Annotated in this window: 7 protein-coding genes and 3 rRNA genes; 7 read left to right on the plus strand and 3 right to left on the minus strand. The window is 66.2% G+C overall.

Translation table 11 applies throughout. The annotated features are described in order from the left end of the window. Window positions 1-25: 25 nt before the first annotated feature. Window positions 26-985 (plus strand): cation diffusion facilitator family transporter, encoded by a 960-nt coding sequence (locus STRTU_RS21875; RefSeq protein WP_159745379.1) that lies wholly within the window; start codon window positions 26-28, stop codon window positions 983-985. A gap of 639 nt (window positions 986-1,624) precedes the next feature. Here the strand turns inward: STRTU_RS21875 and STRTU_RS21880 are convergent. Then, entirely contained in the window at window positions 1,625-3,886 is a 2,262-nt protein-coding gene (locus tag STRTU_RS21880; RefSeq protein ID WP_159745382.1) for a fructose-specific PTS transporter subunit EIIC, read from the minus strand. 490 nt (window positions 3,887-4,376) lie between these two features. Between STRTU_RS21880 and ahcY the strand changes: the two genes are divergently transcribed. Beyond that, window positions 4,377-5,834 carry an adenosylhomocysteinase gene (ahcY, locus tag STRTU_RS21885; protein WP_159745384.1) on the plus strand — a complete coding sequence of 486 codons (1,458 nt, stop codon included), beginning with the start codon at window positions 4,377-4,379 and terminating at the stop codon, window positions 5,832-5,834. A gap of 171 nt (window positions 5,835-6,005) precedes the next feature. Continuing rightward, entirely contained in the window at window positions 6,006-6,620 is a 615-nt protein-coding gene (locus STRTU_RS21890; protein WP_159745386.1) for a hypothetical protein, read from the plus strand. A gap of 150 nt (window positions 6,621-6,770) precedes the next feature. Here STRTU_RS21890 and STRTU_RS21895 read toward each other — a convergent pair whose 3' ends face one another. Then, entirely contained in the window at window positions 6,771-7,904 is a 1,134-nt protein-coding gene (locus STRTU_RS21895; RefSeq protein WP_269777381.1) for an RDD family protein, read from the minus strand. A gap of 113 nt (window positions 7,905-8,017) precedes the next feature. Here STRTU_RS21895 and STRTU_RS21900 point away from each other — a divergent pair, with 113 nt between their 5' ends. The 4 genes from STRTU_RS21900 to rrf all read left to right on the plus strand — a co-directional run bounded on the left by STRTU_RS21900 (window position 8,018) and on the right by rrf (window position 14,906). After that, window positions 8,018-9,025 carry a stage II sporulation protein M gene (locus STRTU_RS21900; protein ID WP_159745388.1) on the plus strand — a complete coding sequence of 336 codons (1,008 nt, stop codon included), beginning with the start codon at window positions 8,018-8,020 and terminating at the stop codon, window positions 9,023-9,025. A gap of 740 nt (window positions 9,026-9,765) precedes the next feature. Then, a 16S ribosomal RNA gene (locus STRTU_RS21905) occupies window positions 9,766-11,294 on the plus strand. 300 nt (window positions 11,295-11,594) lie between these two features. Then, a 23S ribosomal RNA gene (locus STRTU_RS21910) occupies window positions 11,595-14,714 on the plus strand. Between the two features lie 75 nt (window positions 14,715-14,789). Next, a 5S ribosomal RNA gene (rrf, locus tag STRTU_RS21915) occupies window positions 14,790-14,906 on the plus strand. Together the 16S, 23S and 5S rRNA genes form the textbook arrangement of a ribosomal RNA operon. 315 nt (window positions 14,907-15,221) lie before the next feature. On the opposite strand, the gene STRTU_RS21920 is transcribed toward rrf, so the two are convergent. After that, on the minus strand, window positions 15,222-16,532 hold the full coding sequence (locus STRTU_RS21920) for a DUF58 domain-containing protein (RefSeq protein ID WP_159745390.1): 1,311 nt from the start codon (window positions 16,530-16,532) through the stop codon (window positions 15,222-15,224). Window positions 16,533-16,535: the final 3 nt, after the last annotated feature.

Below are 16,535 nucleotides of genomic sequence, written 5' to 3' on the forward strand. Positions count from 1 at the left end.
TCGACGGAAGGGATCTGCGGCACCTATGAGCGCATCAGGCGGGACAAAGGCGATCGTTGCGGCGCTGGGCGCCAACCTGGCGATTGCCGCAGCGAAGTTCGTGGCCTTCGCCTTCAGCGGCTCGTCCTCGATGCTGGCGGAAGGCGTGCACTCCATCGCGGACTCCGGCAACCAGGGCCTGCTGCTGCTCGGCGGCAAGAAGGCGAAGCGCGCGGCGACCGCCGAGCACCCCTTCGGCTACGGCCGCGAGCGCTACATCTACGGCTTCCTGGTCTCCATCGTCCTGTTCACCATCGGCGGCGTCTTCGCGCTCTACGAGGGCTACGAGAAGATCCACGAGCCGCACGCGCTGGACAACTGGTACTGGCCGGTCGGCGTCCTGGTCTTCGCGATCATCGCTGAGGGCTTCTCCTTCCGTACGGCCATCAAGGAGTCCAACGAGCTGCGCGGCCAGCAGACCTGGGCGCAGTTCGTCCGCCGCGCCAAGGCCCCCGAGCTGCCGGTCGTGCTGCTGGAGGACTTCGGCGCACTGGTCGGTCTGGTCCTCGCACTGGGCGGCGTCGGCCTGACCCTCGCCACCGGCGACGGCATCTGGGACGGCATCGGCACCATGTGCATCGGCGCGCTGCTGGTGCTGATCGCCCTGGTCCTGGCCGCCGAGACCAAGTCGCTGCTGCTGGGCGAGGCGGCCGGCCCCGAGCAGGTCGCCAAGATCCGCGCCGCGGTCGTCGACGGCGAGGTCGTCACCCGCGTCATCCACATGCGCACGCTCCACCTCGGCCCCGACGAACTCCTGGTCGCCGCCAAGATCGCCGTACAGCACGACGACACCGCCACCGAAATCGCCCGCGCCATCAACGCCGCCGAATCCCGCATCCGCGAGGCTGTCCCGATCGCCCGGGTCATCTACCTGGAGCCGGACATCTACGACGAGACCGCCGCCGCGGCGGGTGCCGACCCTTCGAAGACGCCGGGCGGGCAGTGACCCAGCGAGACCGAGGCACGGGCGACCAGGCTGAGCCGCTCCCCAGGCAACTGAACGGCTGAGCGCCCAGGCGGTCGCAGGCTCACCCGACTGAGCTCCCCGGGCAACTGAACGTCTGAGCCCGACCGGTCCACGGCGCCGCTGATCTCCCAGCCCCCAGAACACGGCAAGGCCCCCACACTCCTCAGGAGCGCGGGGGCCTTCGCGATGAGTCGCGGAGCTTCGCACGGAGCTGAGCTTCGTACGCCTCCGGAACCTCAAGGGGCCGGGCCTCGCAGCCCCGGCCCCTCAATCACGCAGTGAGCCACGGGATCCCGCTGAGCTACGGAAACCCCGCCGACCCCCGAGAACCCGGCCGAGCCGCGGGAACCCCGCCGCCCCGACCGGCGCCCCCGCCGCCCCACAGGCCCACAGGCCCACGGGTGGGCGACTGGCGGGCCGCGCCGCCCCACTCCCGCACTGGGTCGCCGCCCCACGGTGGCCTCGCTCAACCGGCCCCGCCGCCCCGCGCCCCCGCCGCCCCGCGCCCCCGCCGCCCCACGGGAATACCGCCCCGCCCCACCACGTTGAGGCCCCGAGGGGGCCCGCGCCTCCCCTACGGGATCTGTTCGACCCCGCCCTACGGGATCTCCCCGGTGTCTACTGGATTTCCCCGAGAACGCGCAGAATCGCCGCCTCGCCCTCCGCGCCCTGCAGCCGGGCCCGGAAGTCCGCGGCCATCAACTTCCGTGACAGCAACGCCAGAATGCGCAGATGCTCGTCCCCGGCCGCGGCCTCCGGCACCGAGATCAGGAAGACCAGCCTGGCGCGCGTGCCGTCGGGCGACCCCCAGTCGATACCGTCCGCCGACCGCGCGAAGCCGACGACCGGAGCCGTCACCGCGTCCGTCTTGGCGTGCGGGATGGCGATCTCCTCACCCAGCCCGGTCGTGCCCTGCGCCTCACGGGCCAGCGCCACTCGCACCAGCTCGTCGACGTCCGCCACCTTGCCGGTGCCGGCCACCAGCTCGACCATCTCACGGATCGCCGCCTCCTTCTCGTCAGCGACGAGCTGCGTCTTGACGGTCCGCCCGGTGAGGTAACCGGAGAGCGCCTCGGGTCCGGCGCCCTCGTCGAGGCCGGCACCGTCGCTGCTGCCGTCCCCGCCGTCCCCGCCATCACCGCCGTCGGCACGATCGGCAACCTCAACGCTCGCACTATCAGCAGCCGCCCCATCCACCTCCTCCACCGAAGCACCGACATGCCCTGCGGGAACCGAAACCCCCGCCACACCCGTACGGGACGCCACCCGGCCACGGCCCCCGCCACCACCACGGCCAACGCTCGCCCCGACCCCGACCACCACCGGAGCAACGTCAGCCTCCACACCCACACCCACACCCACAGCCGCCCCCGCTGCCGCCACGCCGCCCTTCCGCCGCTCCACCACATCCACCAACACCACCGTCGTCACCGCCGTGACCACCGAGCCCGCCACTACGGCGAGAAAGAACGCCGGCACCCCGCCGACCGCACCCAGCACCGCCACGATCGGTCCGCCGTGCGGCACCGCGTCCGTCACCCCGGTCGTCCCCGCGAGGGCACCGGCCACCGCGCCACCGAGCATGTTCGCCGGGATGACCTGCGCGGGCCGCGCCGCGGCGAACGGAATCGCGCCCTCCGAAATCCCGAAGAGCCCCATGAACAGCGCCGCCATACCCGTCTCCCGCTCCTGCTCGGAGTACAGGCGGCGCCGGACCAGCGTGGCCAGCCCCTGGCCGAGCGGCATCACCGGGATCGCCGCGGCACACATACCCATCACGGTCTGGTTGCCGGTCGCGATCAGCCCGGCGCCAAACAGGAACGCGGTCTTGTTGACCGGGCCGCCCATATCGAACGCGATCATGAGGCCGAGGAGCGCGCCGAGCAGAATCGCGCTGGACCCGGTCATCCCGCCGAGCCAGTCGGTGAGATGCGTGAACACCCAGGAGATGGGCCGGCCGATCACGTAGATGAAGAACAGCCCGAGCACCGTCGTCGCCACGATCGGGATCACGATGATCGGCATGATCGGCCGGGCGAACTTGGGGACCTTGATCTTCTTGATCCACTGCACCAGATAGCCGGCCAGGAAACCGGTGACGATCGCGCCGATGAAGCCCGCGCCCGCCTTGGAGTCGTACAAGGACCCGGTGTTGGCGATCCAGCCGCCGATCATGCCCGGCACCAGCGCGGGCCGGTCGCCGATCGCGTAGGCGATATAGCCGGACAGGACCGGCACCATCAGCGTGAAGCCGATGACCCCGATGTCGTTGACGTGCTTCCAGAACGAGCCGTCGGGGATCACCAGACCGCCGTCGGCCTGCGGATGCCCGCCCAGGGCAAGTGAGATCGCGATCAGCAGACCGCCGACCACCACGAACGGAAACATGTAACTGGCGCCGTTCATCAGCGCCTTGTACGTGACGCTGCGTTCCTTGCCGCGACCGGAGCCCCCGGCAGCCGGAGCCTCGCCAACACCCGCACCGGCCCCGTTGCCCGCCCCGGCACCCTCCTCGCCCCCGTACACCGGCGCACTCCGCGCCCGCTCCAACAGCTGCTCGGGGTGACGAATACCCTCGGCCACCCCGACCGCCAGCACCCTCTTGCCGACGAACCGGCTCCGGTCGACATCCTTGTCCGCAGCGATGATGACGGCATCCGCGTCCCTGACATCGTTGTCCGACAGGTGATTCTCAGCCCCGATGGAACCCTGCGTCTCCACCTTGATCTCGTGACCGAGGGACCGGGCCGCCTGGACCAGCTTCTCCGCGGCCATGTACGTGTGGGCGATACCCGTCGGGCAGGCGGTCACTGCGAGCAGCTTCAGCCCCCGCCCGCTCGCCCCCGCGCCCTCGGTGGGCTCAGCAGGACTGGTGGTCACGTGGCTCTCCTTAGGAACGTACGCGCGGGCAGGCAAGAGTTCCGCGCCCCCGGCATCCTGCACGACGGCACGGCGCCCGCAAACCCCTCCGACGCCGAGGCCGACGACGAGGCCGACGACGGGGCCGACGCGTGGCCGACGGCGCCCGGGACACCGCCCGCGGCCCCACCGGACCCCAGGAATCACGGGCCGCCCCCACCCCTCTTCTTGGCCGGGACCGCACCCGACCGCCCCCACCGGGCTGGGGTTCGGCGGGTCGATCGGTGTAGATTCGTGACCAGTGCCAGACGTCGCTGCTGATGGCGGTCGGGCGGCCCGTACCGCGGACCGGCCGAGGGAGAGAGGGCCTCCGACGGACTGCGCTGCGGCCAGGGGGAGGGGTGCGTCCGCTTCCGCGTACGCTCGAACTCCCCCAGTGGTAGCTGGGGGGACCCCGGCCCGCGCCGCAGACTGCCCGCCCATCCACCTCGACGCTCGAGGAGCAGCACGCATGACGACAGCAGCCACCGGCCAGGACTTCAAGGTCGCCGACCTGTCCCTCGCCGCCTTCGGCCGCAAGGAGATCACCCTCGCCGAGCATGAGATGCCCGGTCTGATGGCGATCCGCAAGGAGTACGCCGCCGCCCAGCCGCTGGCCGGTGCCCGCATCACCGGTTCCCTGCACATGACCGTGCAGACCGCGGTCCTGATTGAGACCCTGGCCGCTCTGGGCGCCGAGGTCCGCTGGGCGTCCTGCAACATCTTCTCCACCCAGGACCACGCCGCCGCGGCCATCGCGGTGGGCCCGAAGGGTACGCCCGACTCCCCGCAGGGCATCCCGGTCTTCGCCTGGAAGGGCGAGTCCCTGGAGGAGTACTGGTGGTGCACGGAGCAGGCGCTGACCTGGCCCAACTCGCCCACCGGCGGCCCGAACATGATCCTCGACGACGGTGGCGACGCCACGCTCCTCGTCCACAAGGGCGTCGAGTACGAGAAGGCCGGCAAGGTCCCCGCGATCGAGACCGCGGAGAGCGACGAGCACCGCGCCATCCTGGAGCTGCTGACCCGCACGCTGGGCGAGTCGCCGCAGAAGTGGACGAACCTGGCCTCCGAGATCCGCGGTGTGACCGAGGAGACCACCACCGGCGTGCACCGTCTCTACGAGATGCACCGCGACGGTGACCTGCTCTTCCCGGCGATCAACGTGAACGACGCCGTGACCAAGTCGAAGTTCGACAACAAGTACGGCTGCCGCCACTCCCTGATCGACGGCATCAACCGCGCCACCGACGTCCTCATCGGCGGCAAGACCGCCGTGGTCTGCGGCTACGGCGACGTCGGCAAGGGCTGCGCCGAGTCGCTGCGCGGCCAGGGCGCCCGGGTGATCATCACCGAGATCGACCCGATCTGCGCCCTGCAGGCTGCGATGGACGGCTACCAGGTCACCACCCTGGAAGACGTCGTCGAGACCGCCGACATCTTCGTCACCACGACGGGCAACAAGGACATCATCATGGCGTCGCACATGGCGCGGATGAAGCACCAGGCGATCGTCGGCAACATCGGCCACTTCGACAACGAGATCGACATGGCCGGTCTGGCGCAGCTCGACGGCATCGTCAAGGACGAGGTCAAGCCGCAGGTGCACACCTGGACCCACCCGGACGGCAAGGTCCTGATCGTGCTGTCCGAGGGCCGTCTGCTCAACCTGGGCAACGCCACCGGTCACCCCTCCTTCGTGATGTCCAACTCGTTCGCGGACCAGACGCTGGCCCAGATCGAGCTGTTCACCAAGCCCGAGGAGTACCCGACCGACGTCTACGTGCTGCCCAAGCACCTCGACGAGAAGGTCGCCCGGCTCCACCTCGACGCGCTCGGCGTCAAGCTCACCGAGCTGCGCCCCGAGCAGGCCGCCTACATCGGCGTCCAGGTCGAGGGCCCGTACAAGCCCGACCACTACCGCTACTGATCCCACGGCGATCACCGGCCGGTCAGCCGCTCTGACCAGCTGGTGCTCACCCACAGCAGCCGGTGACACCAGGCCCTCGCCCTTCGCGGCGGGGGCCTGGCCCATAGGGTCTCCATACAGACCCGCCACCCCCAACGCACCGGCCCGTCGCCGGCCGAAGGACTGCACCTCATGCCCCGCGGCCACTACTCCCTCCACGACCCGCACGATCACACCCCCCTGGGTGAAGAGCACTTCCACTGCGCCACCGGGCCCTCCGGCTGGCGCTATGTGTCCCAGATCGTCAACCCCTCCGGCGACCACATCGGCTCCGTCGACCTCACCCTCGACGAACTCGGCCGCCCCATCCGCCTCGAACTGCACGCCTCCGCCTGGCAGGTCCGCGGCGCCGCCCTGGACGGCGTCACCTGGGTACGCACCGACCCGACCGGTGAGCACGCCACCGAAGGCAACGTCCCCGCCCACGCCTTCACCGGCGCGTCCCCCGCCTTCCTCATCGCCACCGCCCGCCTGCTGCGCCCCGCCCTCGGCGCGGGCGCCGTCCGCACCCGTCTCGTGGCCTTCACACCCCCCGTCCTCGCGCCCCGCACGCTCGACCAGTCCTGGGCCCTGGTGAAAAGCACACCACACGCCACTGACAACGCCCCGCTCATCGCCGACGAATACCAGGTCAACGACCTGGAAACCGGCGAACAGCACACCGTCCACATCGCCGGCGACGTGGTCCTCTCCGCCCCCGGCATCGAACTCGAATCCCTCGAATCCCCACCGTCGACGTTCCCCTGACCCCACCCACTCCGCTCCGCCGCCGGCACCTTCCGCCCGCGGCGCCGCCGCGCGGCCGCCAACCGCCCCGTCGAGTAGCGGCGACGGTCAGCGCGAGGGCGGCACGCTCCCGGGCACCTCCACGGTCACCGCCCGCCGCCCCCACTCTCCTCACACCGGCGGCGCAAACCCCGTACGCTGCGGCCGCCCCACGCCGTCCCCCTGATCACCCGCACGTCCCCGTACGGGCGCCCCCATCGGCCCGGCACCGTCACCACGAGTCCCCCCGCCACCGGCCACCGCCTCAGGAGCCCCGGCCTCACCTCCAGGCGAAGCCCAAGCCCCACCCGCCGGCGAGACCACATCCCCACCTCCGGCCGGCACGACTCCCCGCGCCGCCTCCATGGGCCCGGCAGACGCCCGCAGCCCACCGTCCGCCGCGCCGTCACCACCGGCGCCAGGCTGCCCACCGGCAGCACCCTCTCCCCACCCCACGGGTCCCGCCCCGACACCCCCGCCCGTCGGCCCGGCCACCGAAGACGCCGACACCGACGCCCCGAACGCCCGCTGCGACTCCCGCCCCTGCCGCTCCCCGACCACCGCCGCCAGATACGCCGCCGGATGCACCCCCGCAGGCCCCGGCACCCCGGTGAACCCGCGCAAGTCCTCCACCAGCCGCCCGGCCATCGCCCCGCCGACCTGCGGATCCAGCTGCCCGATCCGCGCCAGGTACTGCCGCACCGTCAGCCACCACCCATCGGGCACCCGCGAAAGGTCCAGTGCCCCGAGCTCGGCCACCAGCCACGGAGGCGGTGGCGGCAGCGCGACCCCGGCGGCGTCCGCCACGGGCATCCGCTCCCGTATCACCAGCGTCCCGGCGAACACATCACCCAGCCGACGCCCCCGAGCCGACACCAGCGAGGCAATGGCCGCCACCACCCCCATCGTCATCACGATCTCGATGGCCCCCATTGCCCCGCGCACCAACGCGTGCCGGAACCGGATAGGCCCGCCGTCCTCCCGTACGACCCGCAGCCCGCAGATCACCTTGCCCAGCGACCGGCCCCCACTCAGCGTCTCGATGACGATCGGGATCCCGACCTGCACCAGCACGAACGCCGCCACCGACACGGCCGCCACCGCCGCACTGTCCATCGACGAGGTCGCGCTCACCAGGATCAGCGAGATACCGATGTAGGTCACCCAGGCCACGGCCACATCGACCGCCACCGCCAGCCCCCGACTGGGCAGCCTGGCCGGCCGCAGCCCGAGCACCACCGCTTCACCCGTGACGAGTTCACTCACGCCGCGCCCCACTCCCTCTCGATCCCCGAAATCCCGCCCACCCCACGCCGGGCACGGCCAGTCTGCCAAGCTGACCCGGCACTCACCCACGGCGCTGCGAGGAGCGACACCGTATGGACCTCGATGTCTTCGTCACGGCCCACAGCGCCGAGTGGGACCGCCTCGAAACACTGCTGGGCCGCAAACGCCGCCTCACGGGCACCGAGGCCGACGAACTGGTCACCCTCTACCAACGCACCACCACACACCTCTCGCTGCTTCTCTCCAGCGCCCCCGACCCCACGCTGACCACCCGCCTCACCTCCCTCGTGGCCCGCGCCCGCAGTACGGTCACCGGCGCCCGCAAGGCCTCTTGGCGCGACACCGCCCGCTTCTTCACCACGGCCTTCCCGGCAGCCGTCTACCGCCTGCGCCACTGGTGGATCCCCACCGCGATCCTCTCCACCGTGGTCGCCGCCCTCATCGGCTGGTGGATAGCCGCGCATCCGGAGGTCCAGGCAGCCATCGGCGCCCCGGAGGACCTCCGCGCCATGACCCGTCCCGGGGGCCAGTACGAGACCTACTACTCCAGCCACCCCGCCGCATCCTTCGCCGCCCAGGTATGGACGAACAACGCCCAGGCCGTCGCCCTGTGCCTCGTCCTCGGCGCCTTCGCGGGCCTCCCCGTCCTGTGGATCCTCTTCCAGAACATGCTCAACCTGGGCGCCGGCATCGGCCTGATGTCCTCCGCGGGCCGCCTCGACACCTTCCTCGGCTTGATCCTTCCGCACGGCCTCCTCGAACTGACCGCCGTCTTCGTCGCCGCCGGCATCGGCCTCCGCCTGGGCTGGACCCTCATCGACCCCGGCCCGCGCACCCGCCGTACGGCCCTAGCCGAGGAAGGCCGCTCGGCCCTCGGCGTCGCCATCGGACTCGCCGCCGTCCTCTTCATATCCGGCGCCCTCGAAGGCTTCGTCACCCCTTCCGGCCTCCCCACCTGGGCCCGCATCGGCATCGGCATAACCGCCGAACTGGCCTTCCTCCTGTACGTCTACGTCCTGGGCGGCCGTGCTGTCCGCGCCGGAGCCACCGGCGACGTCGATCTCTCCGACCGCGAAGCCACCCTGCCGACCGCCGCGTGATGTGCATCGAGCCCCGCTGACCTGCTAATCTCCTCTTCGCCCCAGAAACCCGTTGACACGGGCAGCAGGGGGAGGTAGATTCGAACGGTTGCAACGAACTGGACAAGTTCATCCGCGACAGTTAGTATCTTCTCCGCTTCGGCCGGAATTTCAATTCGGCGAAGCACAACCGACCACTTACGGGAAGCCCCGGCCGATCAATTCGGCCGAATCCCTTCTGATAAAGTCGGAAAAGCCAAAAGGCGAACCCCCTCCGACGGGGAATCAGAAGCGAATTCGGACCGGCAACGGACCGAAATGGATCTGATAGAGTCGGAAAGGCCGAAAAGCGAAAGCGAAGCGGCCGACCCCGCTCCAACAGGGGGCCAGAGACGGAAACGGATCTGGTAAGGTTGGAAACGCGAAGAAGCCGAAAGGCGGAAACGCACCGGCGAAAATCGGAACCGCAAGGATCTGATAGAGTCGGAAACGCAAGACCGAAGGGAAGCGCCCGGAGATCCTGGTGAAACAGGAACAAAGGAAGCGTCCGTTCCTTGAGAACTCAACAGCGTGCCAAAAGTCAACGCCAGATATGTTGATACCCCGTCGACCGGAAACATCCGGGAGATGAGGTTCCTTTGAAAGCCCACCACGGCCCATGCGGTCGGGGTGGCACACACAGCGAGGACGCTGTGAACGACCGGACCTATTCCGTCTGGTTGTTCCGCTCTCGTGTGTGTTGACCCGATTACGGGTAAACATTCACGGAGAGTTTGATCCTGGCTCAGGACGAACGCTGGCGGCGTGCTTAACACATGCAAGTCGAACGATGAACCTCCTTCGGGAGGGGATTAGTGGCGAACGGGTGAGTAACACGTGGGCAATCTGCCCTTCACTCTGGGACAAGCCCTGGAAACGGGGTCTAATACCGGATACGACTACCGACCGCATGGTCTGGTGGTGGAAAGCTCCGGCGGTGAAGGATGAGCCCGCGGCCTATCAGCTTGTTGGTGGGGTGATGGCCTACCAAGGCGACGACGGGTAGCCGGCCTGAGAGGGCGACCGGCCACACTGGGACTGAGACACGGCCCAGACTCCTACGGGAGGCAGCAGTGGGGAATATTGCACAATGGGCGAAAGCCTGATGCAGCGACGCCGCGTGAGGGATGACGGCCTTCGGGTTGTAAACCTCTTTCAGCAGGGAAGAAGCGAGAGTGACGGTACCTGCAGAAGAAGCGCCGGCTAACTACGTGCCAGCAGCCGCGGTAATACGTAGGGCGCAAGCGTTGTCCGGAATTATTGGGCGTAAAGAGCTCGTAGGCGGCTTGTCACGTCGGATGTGAAAGCCCGGGGCTTAACCCCGGGTCTGCATTCGATACGGGCAGGCTAGAGTTCGGTAGGGGAGATCGGAATTCCTGGTGTAGCGGTGAAATGCGCAGATATCAGGAGGAACACCGGTGGCGAAGGCGGATCTCTGGGCCGATACTGACGCTGAGGAGCGAAAGCGTGGGGAGCGAACAGGATTAGATACCCTGGTAGTCCACGCCGTAAACGTTGGGAACTAGGTGTGGGCGACATTCCACGTCGTCCGTGCCGCAGCTAACGCATTAAGTTCCCCGCCTGGGGAGTACGGCCGCAAGGCTAAAACTCAAAGGAATTGACGGGGGCCCGCACAAGCAGCGGAGCATGTGGCTTAATTCGACGCAACGCGAAGAACCTTACCAAGGCTTGACATACACCGGAAAACCCTGGAGACAGGGTCCCCCTTGTGGTCGGTGTACAGGTGGTGCATGGCTGTCGTCAGCTCGTGTCGTGAGATGTTGGGTTAAGTCCCGCAACGAGCGCAACCCTTGTTCTGTGTTGCCAGCATGCCCTTCGGGGTGATGGGGACTCACAGGAGACTGCCGGGGTCAACTCGGAGGAAGGTGGGGACGACGTCAAGTCATCATGCCCCTTATGTCTTGGGCTGCACACGTGCTACAATGGCCGGTACAATGAGCTGCGATACCGCGAGGTGGAGCGAATCTCAAAAAGCCGGTCTCAGTTCGGATTGGGGTCTGCAACTCGACCCCATGAAGTCGGAGTTGCTAGTAATCGCAGATCAGCATTGCTGCGGTGAATACGTTCCCGGGCCTTGTACACACCGCCCGTCACGTCACGAAAGTCGGTAACACCCGAAGCCGGTGGCCCAACCCCTTGTGGGAGGGAATCGTCGAAGGTGGGACTGGCGATTGGGACGAAGTCGTAACAAGGTAGCCGTACCGGAAGGTGCGGCTGGATCACCTCCTTTCTAAGGAGCATCTAGATCTCGCAAGAGATCCAGAGCCACTACGTCGGCAAATGTTCGACGGTGGTTAGCTCATGGGTGGAACGTTGACTATTCGGCACACTTGATTCTCTGGAAGTTAGTACTGCTTCGGCGTGGAACGCATCTAGGGGTTGAGTGGGCCGGGCACGTTGTTGGGTATCTGAGGGTACGGACTGTGGTCTGGACCTTCGCGATGCCGGCCCCAGTGAACTCAGCCTTCGGGTTGGGGTGGTGGGTGGCTGGTCGTTGCTTGAGAACTGCACAGTGGACGCGAGCATCTGTGGCCAAGTTTTTAAGGGCGCACGGTGGATGCCTTGGCACCAGGAACCGATGAAGGACGTGGGAGGCCACGATAGGCCCCGGGGAGCTGTCAACCGAGCTTTGATCCGGGGGTGTCCGAATGGGGAAACCCGGCAGTCGTCATGGGCTGTCACCCGCTGCTGAACACATAGGCAGTGTGGAGGGAACGCGGGGAAGTGAAACATCTCAGTACCCGCAGGAAGAGAAAACAACCGTGATTCCGGGAGTAGTGGCGAGCGAAACCGGATGAGGCCAAACCAGTCACGTGTGATACCCGGCAGGGGTTGCGTGGTTGGGGTTGTGGGAGTTCTCTTTCGCAGTCTGCCGGCTGTGAGGCAAGTCAGAAACCGTTGATGTAGGCGAAGGACATGCGAAAGGTCCGGCGTAGAGGGTAAGACCCCCGTAGCTGAAACATCAGCGGCTTGCTTGAGAATCACCCAAGTAGCACGGGGCCCGAGAAATCCCGTGTGAATCTGGCGGGACCACCCGTTAAGCCTAAATATTCCCTGGTGACCGATAGCGGATAGTACCGTGAGGGAATGGTGAAAAGTACCGCGGGAGCGGAGTGAAATAGTACCTGAAACCGTGTGCCTACAAGCCGTGGGAGCGTCGCACAAGGACTTGTCCTTGTGTCGTGACTGCGTGCCTTTTGAAGAATGAGCCTGCGAGTTTGCGGTATGTTGCGAGGTTAACCCGTGTGGGGAAGCCGTAGCGAAAGCGAGTCCGAAGAGGGCGTTGAGTAGCGTGCCCAAGACCCGAAGCGGAGTGATCTAGCCATGGGCAGGTTGAAGCGGAGGTAAGACTTCGTGGAGGACCGAACCCACCAGGGTTGAAAACCTGGGGGATGACCTGTGGTTAGGGGTGAAAGGCCAATCAAACTCCGTGATAGCTGGTTCTCCCCGAAATGCATTTAGGTGCAGCGTCGTGTGTTTCTTGCCGGAGGTAGAGCACTGGATAGGCGATGGGCCCTACCGGGTTACTGACCTTAGCCAAACTCCGAATGCCGGTAAGTGAGAGCGCGGCAGTGAGACTGTGGGGGATAAGCTCCATGGTCGAGAGGGAAACAGCCCAGAGCATCGACTAAGGCCCCTAAGCGTGTGCTAAGTGGGAAAGGATGTGGAGTCGCAGAGACAACCAGGAGGTTGGCTTAGAAGCAGCCATCCTTGAAAGAGTGCGTAATAGCTCACTGGTCAAGTGATTCCGCGCCGACAATGTAGCGGGGCTCAAGCACACCGCCGAAGTCGTGTCATTGCCACAACAGCCCTAACGGGTGTGGTGATGGGTAGGGGAGCGTCGTGTGCCGGGTGAAGCAGCCGTGGAAACGAGTTGTGGACGGTTCACGAGTGAGAATGCAGGCATGAGTAGCGATACACACGTGGGAAACGTGTGCGCCGATTGACTAAGGGTTCCTGGGTCAAGCTGATCTGCCCAGGGTAAGTCGGGACCTAAGGCGAGGCCGACAGGCGTAGTCGATGGACAACCGGTTGATATTCCGGTACCCGCTTTGAAGCGCCAAACATCGAACCCATTAATGCTAAGGCCGTGAAGCCGCCCTGATCTCTTCGGAGTTGAGGGGAGTGGTGGAGCCGCTGACCCAAGGTGGTAGTAGGTGAGTGATGGGGTGACGCAGGAAGGTAGTCCAGCCCGGGCGGTGGTTGTCCCGGGGTAAGGGTGTAGCCCGTCATCTAGGCAAATCCGGATGACATGTGGGTGAGACCTGATGCCGAGCCGATTGTGGTGAAGTGGATGATCCTATGCTGTCGAGAAAAGCCTCTAGCGAGTTTCATGGCGGCCCGTACCCTAAACCGACTCAGGTGGTCAGGTAGAGAATACCGAGGCGTTCGGGTGAACTATGGTTAAGGAACTCGGCAAAATGCCCCCGTAACTTCGGGAGAAGGGGGGCCATTGCTGGTGATCACTCTTGCAGTGTGAGCTGGTGGTGGCCGCAGAGACCAGCGAGAAGCGACTGTTTACTAAAAACACAGGTCCGTGCGAAGCCGTAAGGCGATGTATACGGACTGACGCCTGCCCGGTGCTGGAACGTTAAGGGGACCGGTTAGTCACATTTCGGTGTGGCGAAGCTGAGAACTTAAGCGCCAGTAAACGGCGGTGGTAACTATAACCATCCTAAGGTAGCGAAATTCCTTGTCGGGTAAGTTCCGACCTGCACGAATGGCGTAACGACTTCTCGACTGTCTCAACCATAGGCCCGGTGAAATTGCATTACGAGTAAAGATGCTCGTTTCGCGCAGCAGGACGGAAAGACCCCGGGACCTTTACTATAGCTTGATATTGGTGTTCGGTTCGGCTTGTGTAGGATAGGTGGGAGACTTTGAAGCAGCCACGCCAGTGGTTGTGGAGTCATTGTTGAAATACCACTCTGGTCGTGCTGGATGTCTAACCTGGGTCCGTGATCCGGATCAGGGACAGTGTCTGGTGGGTAGTTTAACTGGGGCGGTTGCCTCCTAAAGGGTAACGGAGGCGCCCAAAGGTTCCCTCAGCCTGGTTGGCAATCAGGTGTTGAGTGTAAGTGCACAAGGGAGCTTGACTGTGAGACTGACGGGTCGAGCAGGTACGAAAGTAGGGACTAGTGATCCGGCGGTGGCTTGTGGAAGCGCCGTCGCTCAACGGATAAAAGGTACCCCGGGGATAACAGGCTGATCTTCCCCAAGAGTCCATATCGACGGGATGGTTTGGCACCTCGATGTCGGCTCGTCGCATCCTGGGGCTGGAGTCGGTCCCAAGGGTTGGGCTGTTCGCCCATTAAAGCGGTACGCGAGCTGGGTTTAGAACGTCGTGAGACAGTTCGGTCCCTATCCGCTGTGCGCGTAGGAGTCTTGAGAAGGGCTGTCCCTAGTACGAGAGGACCGGGACGGACGAACCTCTGGTGTGCCAGTTGTCCTGCCAAGGGCATGGCTGGTTGGCTACGTTCGGAAAGGATAACCGCTGAAAGCATCTAAGCGGGAAGCCTGCTTCGAGATGAGGGCTCCCACCAACTTGATTGGTTAAGGCTCCCAGTAGACGACTGGGTTGATAGGCCAGATATGGAAGCCCGGTAACGGGTGGAGTTGACTGGTACTAATAGGCCGAGGGCTTGTCCTCAGTTGCTCGCGTCCACTGTGTAGGTTCTGAAGTAATGACCTGTGTCAATGTCCGGGTTGGTTAACTTCATAGTGTTTCGGTGGTCATTGCGTTAGGGAAACGCCCGGTTACATTCCGAACCCGGAAGCTAAGCCTTTCAGCGCCGATGGTACTGCAGGGGGGACCCTGTGGGAGAGTAGGACGCCGCCGAACAATCATTGTGGGAAAGCCCCGCACCTTATGGTGCGGGGCTTTTCTGCGTTTCGGGACGTTTTCCGTTCCTGGGGGCGGGACTCTGTGGCAGGTGGGGGTGGGCTGCTGGGGTCCTGTCCCGCATGGCGTATGCGTACGTACGCCTGTGATCAGGCCGGTCGGACAGCGGGAGAGAGCCCCGCTTTCACCCTTCTCCCGGTAGCCCACTACTCCCTTACTGATGGTTGGCACTGCCTGTGCTGGGCTGCGATGGCATGGGCCGACGGAGAAATCTCCCAGGTGCCCGTCTGGCTGAAGGGGGATGAACAGGTGCCCTTACAGGCGGCCGGTGGACTTCAGGGTGAGGTAGGCGTCCGCCAGGTCGGGGGCCAGATGGGTCGGGGTGGAGTCGATGACGGTGATGCCGTGGTGGCGGAGGCGGTCTGCGGTGCGGTGGCGGGCGGCGCGGGTTTGTTCCGCGGCGGCAGCTGCGTAGACGGCCTGGGGTGTGTGGCGGCCGGCGGCCATTTCCTCGATGCGGGCGTCGGCCACGGCGGCGACGATGAGTTCGTTGCGTTGGGTGAGGCTGGGAAGGACGGGCAGGAGGGCTTCCTCCACGGGGGCCGCGTCCAGGCCCGTGAAGAGCACGATCAGGGAGCGGCGCGGGGTGCGGCGGTGGATTGTGGCGGCCAGGCCGCGGGCGTCCGCCTCTACCAGTTCCGATTCGAGGGGAGCCAGGGCGTCGGTCAGGGCCGGGAGGAGGTCGCGGGCCGTGTGGCCCTGGACCGAAGCGCGTATGCGGCGGTCGTAGGCGAGCAGATCCACACGGTCTCCGGCGCGGGCGGCGAGGGCGCCGAGCAGCAGGGCGGCGTCCATGGAGGCGTCGAGGCGGGGGATGTCGCCGACGCGGCCCGCCGAGGTACGGCCGGTCTCCAGGACGAGCAGGATGCGGCGGTCGCGCTCAGGGCGCCAGGTGCGGACGGCGAGGTTCTGCCGGCGGGCGGTGGCGCGCCAGTCGATGGAGCGGGTGTCGTCGCCGGGGGTGTAGTCGCGGAGGCTGTCGAACTCGGTGCCCTCGCCGCGGGTCAGGATGCTGGTGCGGCCGTCGAGTTCGCGGAGCCGGGCGAGCTTGGCGGGGAGGTGCTTGCGGCTGGTGAAGGGCGGAAGGACCCGCAGCGTCCAGGGGACGTGGTGGCTTCCTTGTCGGGCCGCCAGGCCGAGCGGGCCGTAGGAGCGGACGGTGACGCGGACCGCGTGGTGGTTGCCGCGGCGGGTGGGGTGGAGCGTGGTGGTGAGGCGACGGCGTTCGGCGGCGGAGATGCGCACGGTGTGGCGGGACGCGGGGACGTCCGAAGCGGGGTGGAAGGAGCTCGGGGGCCAGGCGTCGCGGATCTGGGCGCGCAGGGTGCGGCGGCTCGGATTGGTGAGGGTGAGGTGTGTGTGGGCTTCGCCTGTTAGTCGAACGGTTGTGTCACCGGTTCGGGTGAAATGGAGCTTTCGCACTGGCGCGGCGAGCGCGAGATCGCACAAAATTGCTATCAGCAAGGCGAGTTGGACGGTGACGATGCCGAGCCAGCTGGGCAGCACGAAGCCGACGAAGAGGGCTCCGCATGCGGAGATGAGGGCGGTGCGTCCGGTGACGGTCACGGT

Source organism: Streptomyces tubercidicus (assembly GCF_027497495.1).
In the GTDB taxonomy this organism is placed as follows: Bacteria; Actinomycetota; Actinomycetes; order Streptomycetales; family Streptomycetaceae; genus Streptomyces; species Streptomyces tubercidicus.

Bases quoted from the DNA above. Each gene is read 5' to 3' on its own strand.
- STRTU_RS21875 (WP_159745379.1), top strand. From the start codon at position 26: ATGAGCGCATCAGGCGGGACAAAGGCGATCGTTGCGGCGCTGGGCGCC.
- ahcY (WP_159745384.1), top strand. From the start codon at position 4,377: ATGACGACAGCAGCCACCGGCCAGGACTTCAAGGTCGCCGACCTGTCC.
- STRTU_RS21890 (WP_159745386.1), top strand. From the start codon at position 6,006: ATGCCCCGCGGCCACTACTCCCTCCACGACCCGCACGATCACACCCCC.
- STRTU_RS21900 (WP_159745388.1), top strand. From the start codon at position 8,018: ATGGACCTCGATGTCTTCGTCACGGCCCACAGCGCCGAGTGGGACCGC.